Source organism: Microvirga soli, from assembly GCF_016734765.1.
GTDB classification, from domain to species: Bacteria; Pseudomonadota; Alphaproteobacteria; order Rhizobiales; family Beijerinckiaceae; genus Microvirga; species Microvirga soli.
Genome location: NZ_JAERQE010000113.1, coordinates 1 through 4,604 on the forward strand (window position 1 = coordinate 1; position 4,604 = coordinate 4,604).

General features: G+C 64.2%; 5 protein-coding genes. All 5 read right to left on the bottom strand.

The genetic code is table 11. From position 1 onward, the window contains the following. Nucleotides 1-493: 493 nt before the first annotated feature. The gene (locus JKL45_RS29200) at nucleotides 494-1,438 is read right to left on the bottom strand and encodes a pirin family protein (RefSeq protein ID WP_201865264.1); all 945 of its coding nucleotides are present in this window, start codon (nucleotides 1,436-1,438) and stop codon (nucleotides 494-496) included. A 160-nt stretch (nucleotides 1,439-1,598) separates the two neighbouring features. Next, a complete protein-coding gene (locus JKL45_RS29205) occupies nucleotides 1,599-2,525 on the bottom strand; it encodes a ring-cleaving dioxygenase (RefSeq protein WP_201865265.1) in 927 nt (308 codons plus the stop codon). 53 nt (nucleotides 2,526-2,578) lie between these two features. Next, nucleotides 2,579-3,199, bottom strand: a complete 621-nt coding sequence (locus JKL45_RS29210; protein WP_201865266.1) for an alpha/beta hydrolase — start codon at nucleotides 3,197-3,199, stop codon at nucleotides 2,579-2,581. A gap of 87 nt (nucleotides 3,200-3,286) precedes the next feature. Continuing rightward, nucleotides 3,287-4,183: a ring-cleaving dioxygenase gene (locus tag JKL45_RS29215; RefSeq protein ID WP_312897056.1), complete on the bottom strand. Its 897-nt coding sequence runs from the start codon at nucleotides 4,181-4,183 to the stop codon at nucleotides 3,287-3,289. After that, nucleotides 4,180-4,593, bottom strand: coding sequence for a thiamine pyrophosphate-dependent enzyme (locus JKL45_RS29220; protein WP_376771096.1), 414 nt, complete (start codon nucleotides 4,591-4,593; stop codon nucleotides 4,180-4,182). The genes JKL45_RS29215 and JKL45_RS29220 overlap by 4 nt, the downstream gene beginning before the upstream one ends. Nucleotides 4,594-4,604 lie beyond the last annotated feature (11 nt).

A 4,604-nucleotide genomic window follows, 5' to 3' on the forward strand; every position in this document is an offset into this window, starting at 1 on the left:
GTCGACTAGCACAGGGGTTACGTAGCTTTCGCCCGTGGTCGCCCAGAGAGCAATCAATCGTCAGCGCGCACATCGAACAGATCTGGCGTCGATTAGAACGCTCGACTGACTGGAAAGGTCTAATTCACATGCGACAGATCAGAGTGATCCTCTCAGCTTGAGGTTCCCTATCGTCTTTAATCACATTAGCTTTTGGTCAAAGAATCCCGCACCCCGAAGGGCCGCTTCAGGTCAACCCATGTAGAATTCCACCATTCCAGGAAGGTCTCCTTTGACCGGCTAAGCTGACCAATCCCTTACGTCCCGGGAGTGCCATAACCCGACATTCATGCCCTACTGAAAAAATGTTTTGGCTAACTGATGCCGAGCACGACATTTCTCCCACAGGCATGTCAACGTTTATGCGGGAGAGGCCACTTGAAATGTCTAGCAATGTCGAGCCTCTCCGACACGCTCTGGTCCCGTAAATGGGAAGGCGACGCCTTAAGCTAGGCTATGGATAGCGCACCGGCGGGGGTGGCGGCTCGGGCAAGGGGATGAACTCGGCCTCGTCGCCTGGCACCGTGTCGAACCGGGCGGCCTTCCAGTCGGCCTTCGCTTGCTCGATGCGGTCCTTTCGCGACGAGACGAAGTTCCACCAGATGAAGCGGGGGCCATCCATCGGCTCGCCACCAAGCATCATGAAGCGGGCATCGCTGCGCGCCCGGATCGTGATGCGGTCCCCCGGCCTGAAGACAAGGAGCTGGCCGGGCGGGAACACGTCGCCCGAGATCTCGACTTCGCCCGAGACGGTGTAGATCGCCCGCTCGTCGTAGTCCGGATCCAGCGGTACGGAGGACCCGGCCCGCAGCGCCACGTCGGCGTAGAACATCGGGCTGGACGTCTTCACCTGGGAGGTGGCGCCGAGGATCGAGCCGGCGATGAGCCGCACCGTCTTGCCGTCGCCATTGAGCACCGGCATCCGGCCAGCATCGTAGTGCACGAAGTCCGGCGTGGTCTCCTCGTCCTTGGCCGAGAGGGCCACCCAGCTCTGGATGCCGAAGAGCTTAGAACCCGTCGCGCGCACCTCCGGCGCGGTGCGCTCGGAATGGACGATGCCGCGCCCGGCCGTCATCCAGTTGAGCTCGCCAGGCCGGATCGGCAGCTCCGTTCCCAACGAGTCCCGGTGCATGATCTCACCGTCGAACAGGTAGGTGACGGTCGAGAGCCCGATGTGGGGGTGCGGCCGCACGTCCATGCCGGACCCAAGCAGGAACTCGGACGGTCCCATTTGGTCGAAGAAGATAAAGGGACCGACCATCTGCCGCTGCGCCGAGGGCAGCGCCCGGCGCACCTCGAAGCTTCCGAGGTCACGCGCCCGGGGCACGATGACTGTCTCGATGGCGTCACAGGCGAGCTTATCGCCAGGCTGCGGATCGTCGGCGTGGTTCCAGCTCATCAGATGTCTCCTTGACCTGCACGAATGGGTTTGGTGTGTCCGGCTTCCTGATGCCTCGGGAACCTGTTGAAGGAATGCCCCTGGACATAGGACCGGGGACTCGGTGGACCAGGGAGCCGGCCCGAGTCAGGGACACGGGCTGGCCAATGGCCGCCAGGGATCAGAGGGGCTGCAGGCCAGCTTCGATCTGCTGGCGCCGACTTTCGAGGAACGGCGGCAGGGAGAGGGTTTCACCCAGCGTGTCCATCGGCTCGTCCGTGGCGATCTCGAACAGGATGCCGTTCGGCTCGCGGAAGTACAGGCTGCGGAACCAGAAGCGGACGACCGGGCCGCTCGACGGCATGCGGATGTGGTTGAGCCGCTCCGCCCAAGCCTTGTAGTCAGCGTCGGGGATGCGGAAGGCGACGTGGTGGACGCCCCCTGCCCCGGGTTGAGCCGTCGGCAGGTTTGGCTCGACGGACACGTGCAGTTCGGCCGCCGCGCCGCCGGGACCCATCTGGTAGACGTGGGTGCGGGTTTCCTTGTCGCCCGGCGTGGCGTAATCCTGGACGCGGCTCATGTTCATGATTTTCGTGAGCACGAGGTCCGTGTAATCCAGCTCGGGCACGCTGATGGTGATCGGGCCGAGGCCGCGGATCTGGTGCTCGGACGGCACGGGGCTGCGCTCCCATGGATGGGACGCCTCGCCCTGTCCGCCGTCATCAACGACGCTCAGGCGCTGGCCCTCGAAATCCTCGAAGTCGAGCGTCAGACGGCCATCACGCTCCGCGATGTCCGCGTGCGCGACGCCGAGGTCCTGGAAGCGCTGCTTCCACCAAGCGAGTGTGTCAGCGCCAGCAACCCGCATGGCGGTGCGGGTGATGCTGTGGGTACCACGCTGCTCGCGCTCCACAGGCCAGTCGAAGAAGGTGATATCCGTGCCGGGCGAGCCACGCCCGTCAGCGTAGAACAGATGATATGCGCTGACGTCGTCCTGGTTGACCGTCTTCTTCACCAGGCGCAAGCCAAGCGTCTTGGTGTAGAAGTCATGATTGCGTGGCGCATTGCCGGTGACGGCGGTGAGATGATGGATGCCGGTGAGTTGCATGATGGTAGTCCTCGTCGTACGGGGCGAGCGCATTGGCTCACCCCACTCGTTGGTCAGAGTTGCTCGATCCAGGCCTTGATGGGGGCCACGTCGGTTTGGGACAGCCCGTGGCCTGCCGGCAGCATGTGATGCTGCACGGTGGCGCCGGCGCTCTTCAGCAGCGCAGCCAGCCTCTTCGCGTTGTCAGCCGGCACGATGGGATCGGAGGCGCCGGAGATGATGAGGACTGGTTTGCCCGACAGATCCGCCGCCGGGGGCTCCTGCAGCGGCACCATGGCCCGGATCAGGGCCGCACCCGCCAAGGCCTCAGGCCGAAGTTGCAGCACAGCCGCGGCGATGTTGGCACCATTGGAAAACCCAACAGCGACCGCCGCCGCAAGGCCATAGGTTTCACGCGCCTCTGCGACGAACTCGGCGAGCTCTCGGGCGCGGCGGCGCACATCGTCCTCGTCGAAGACGCCTTCGGCGAGGCGGCGGAAGAACCGAGGCATGCCGCCTTCCAGCACCTTGCCGCGCGGGGACAGTTGGGCCGAGCCCGGCGAGATCATGCGCCCGAGCGGCAGCAGGTCGTCCTCGTTGCCGCCAGTGGCATGCAGCAACAGAAGCGGCGGTTGGACGGGTTCGGAGGCGGGCTTGAAGCGATGAACGAAGGAAAATTCAGCGGTGATCGACATGGAAGACCTCAATCGAGCCTGACGGCCCGGCAATTCAGTGTGCCTCGGCGCCCGATGCGACGGGCCATGTGGATGGGGACGGATGCATCAGGCGACCTTCGGCAGGACAGCCTCAATGGCTGTCCGCTTTGGCTCCAGGAAACGAGGAAGCTTCAGCGCTTGGCCAAGCGAATTTGCCGGTTCGTCGATGGCAAAGCCCGGATCGTCCGTGGCGATCTCGAACAGGATTCCGTTCGGCTCGCGGAAGTAGTCGCGGTTCTTCTGCTCGGTGGCCCGGATGCCATGGTTTTGCGCGAGCTTCCTGACCATCTCGGCCTGCACCGCGTCACTGGCGGCGCGGAAGGCGATGTGGTGCACCGTCCCTGCCCCCGAGCGGCCGCGCGTGCCGTTGCCGTCCTCGCGCAGGTCGATGATCCCGCCGAGGGCCGTGTCACCTGCCTTGTAGTGGATCACCGAGCCCTCCCGGGCAACCTCGGTGAAGCCGAAGATGTCGGTCAGGATTTCTCCCGTCTGTGCGGCCTGGGCAACCAGCAGGCTGGCGCTGTGGAAGCCGCGGATCGCATGCTCGGCCGGGATGGCGTCAGCGGTCCAGGCGGCTTCGTTCTCGATGCCGGGCACCGCAACGAGCGCGAGGCGCATGCCGTCCGGATCCTTGAACGCGAGCACGGTCTCGCCGAAGCGCTTCTCCGGCATCTCGTAGGCCACGCCTTTCTCGGCCAGGCGCTCCGTCCAGTAGCGAATGGAACCCACGGACACCCGGAACACCGTCTCCTGCGTCTCGCCGACACCGAGCCGTCCCGGAGCAGCATGCGCCCACGGGAGGAAGGTGAGGACCGTGCCGGGCTGGCCGGCCTCGTCGCCGAAGTAGAAGTGGTAGGTGCCGGGATCGTCGAAGTTGACGGTCTTCTTGACGAGCCGCAGCCCGAGCACGCGGGTGTAGAAATCAAGGTTGCGCTGCGCAGGACCTGCGATGGCAGTTCTCACTTCTTGGAGGGCAGGATCGATCCGACAAGCTCACGAGCTGTGTCGACGAGCACGTTGCCTGCCTCTGGATCGCCCTTAGCAAGCGCACCCAAAAAGTGACGGGCTTGCTTCAGAGTGATGTGAGGCGGAAGGGGCGGCACGTTCGGATCTGTCACCATGTCGAGCACAAACGGCCGGTCGGCGGCAAGAGCCCTGTCCCAGGCCGGGCCAACCTGCTCCGGATCGTCAATCCGAATACCGTCAAGGCCGATTGACCGCGCGAACTCGGCATACGGCACATCAGGAAGCACCTGTGAGGACTCCCATTTCGGATCACCGGACTGGATACGCTCCTCCCACGTGACTGGTCTTGCTTCGGAACAATGGAGAGCACTTCTTATGATCCAGGAGGTGCTCCATGCCCCAGACACGCTTTACGAAA